At 69.8% G+C, this 912-nt stretch carries 1 protein-coding gene; it reads right to left on the bottom strand.

Annotation, left to right across the window (positions count from 1 at the left end; all coding sequences use genetic code 11):
- Positions 1–196 precede the first annotated feature (196 nt).
- Positions 197–912, bottom strand: a 716-nt coding sequence (locus HUK84_RS20280) for a L,D-transpeptidase (RefSeq protein ID WP_246285799.1), incomplete at its 5' end; no start/stop codon positions are given.

Consider the following 912-nt stretch of genomic DNA (forward strand, 5'->3'; position numbering starts at 1 on the left):
GCCGGCGTGGGAGTGTCGGGGGCGCGCTGGGGCGCCGCGCGCCCCGGCGATGCCGCCATCAGGGCGGGCAGGATCAGGGCGAGGCGCAATCCGGTCTTTCGCATCACATTATCATGAGCGAACCGTCCGGCCGTGGAAAGCGGGAGATCCGGCCGGCCCGCGGTCTTTTTTTCCGGGGCTCTGCCCCGCGGCCCCTTCAATTGGTGGCGGGCGGCGGGTCGGCGGAATCCACCACGATCAGGCAGTCGCCCGCGATCGGCGTGGGGGTGCGATCATGGGGCAGCAGGGCGCGGAATCGACCGTCATAGCTTGCGGCCTGTTCGTACAGCGCGTCGATCAGCCCGTACCGGTCCATGAAGACATTCAGCGCCGCCGGAATGCGCACGCAGCCTTCGGATGCCGGATGGCCCAGCCGCGTTTCCAGGAAATCGGGATCGGTGGCGTGGATCTCCAGCCGGATCTGCCCCTTCTCGCGGCTGGGCAGCCAGCCCTTTTCCGCCCATTGCCACCCCATGTCCCAGACCCGCATGCCCTTGGCGCCGATGCCGCGAATGCCGTGCTCGTTCCGGGTGCCCTGCGCGCGATACCCCAGCCGGTCGGCCGAGTTGATGAACGCGCCGGTCGGGGTGATGTAATAATATTTGCGCCCCGTCTGGCCGGTCGAGACGCGGGCCGTCCCGAGCACCTGCCACGGCGCGCCATCGGGCAGCGCCAGCATGAAGCAGACGCGCTGCACCCGGGGATTGCGATCGACGACCATCAGCAACTGCGCGCGGTCGATCGGCAGATGGGCATCGCGGACCTGGGCGCGCGCCAGGCGAATCCAATCCATAGCGCGGACCGGTGGGACGGGCTGGAAATGCGGCACGAGCCGGCGCATCAGCCCGGCCAGCCGCGCCGCCTCGGCCCGCG

Origin of the sequence: Nguyenibacter vanlangensis, assembly GCF_013376155.1 — a bacterium.
GTDB classification, from domain to species: Bacteria; Pseudomonadota; Alphaproteobacteria; order Acetobacterales; family Acetobacteraceae; genus Gluconacetobacter; species Gluconacetobacter vanlangensis.